Consider the following 930-nt stretch of genomic DNA (forward strand, 5'->3'; position numbering starts at 1 on the left):
TACGTCAACTGCTGGATTTGCACGGCAATAATCGAGTAAAACAGGATGAGTTTTTTCAGCCGGTCGGCATGCTTCTCTTGCAGCTTCTCGACTTCGCAGCCACTTTTCAAGATGTAGTGGAACCGTTCAATTTTCCAGCGCTGCACGTACCACTCCACTTTTTCGGCTGCCTCATCTGCATTCGCGGTGGGGACATTGGTCACCAAAAACCATTCAATTGGCTCCTGGCCCGCAAGGGGCGTCACTTCCTTCACGTGGATCAGGGTACACGAAAGAGGCGGGTAGCCCGCGCCTTTTTGTTTCAAATGAGCTGGGACTTGCACGGTATCGGTCACAAAACGAATGGCCAGTGTCGTTTCCCGCGCAGGCACGCCCCGACGCGTATCCCGGGGAATCGCAACACGAATTTCACCGGCTGAGGGCTGCGCCCGCACCTTGTCCCACAGGCGAGTTTCCTCCTCTTCGGTGATCCGGTTTTGCATCGAACGAACCACATAGGACTGACCCTCTTCTTGCAGCAGATGTAGAAACTCGAAGAAATCGGCTTCCCGGTCTCCGACATGAATGAGCTTCAGGTTTGCGGGCACTGCAGCGGCGCTGGCTCGGGCCGCTTCGGTCCATTTGAAGTTTTCTTTTTCCTCGTAGGGACGGCTGACTTTACGCTGTTTCGGCTGGGGAAAACGCGCCCAAATTTTTTGATGCAGCAACCCGAGCGGCAGCCCCGACGTGGTCGTAAGCAGCGCGGTATGAGCGAGTAGACCCTTGGCATGCGAGTCGTTGTATTCCCCAAGCCCAGGCGTTTTCTCGCGTTTGGCGTAGCTGATCCCGGTCGTGTCCTGTATGCACAGAAACACGGTCTCCCCGGTTTGTTTCATCTGCCGCAGCGTTTCCTGTCGATAGCAGTCCATGACGTTTTCTTCGGTGAGCTCG

At 55.5% G+C, this 930-nt stretch carries 1 protein-coding gene; it reads right to left on the reverse strand.

Annotation, left to right across the window (positions count from 1 at the left end; translation table 11 throughout):
- A partial coding sequence (locus ACFQ0N_RS38205; RefSeq protein ID WP_379335732.1) for an IS4 family transposase occupies window positions 1-930 on the reverse strand: 930 nt, incomplete at both ends.

Source organism: Paenibacillus sp. GCM10027626 (assembly GCF_042676285.1).
In the GTDB taxonomy this organism is placed as follows: domain Bacteria; phylum Bacillota; class Bacilli; order Paenibacillales; family Paenibacillaceae; genus Paenibacillus_Z.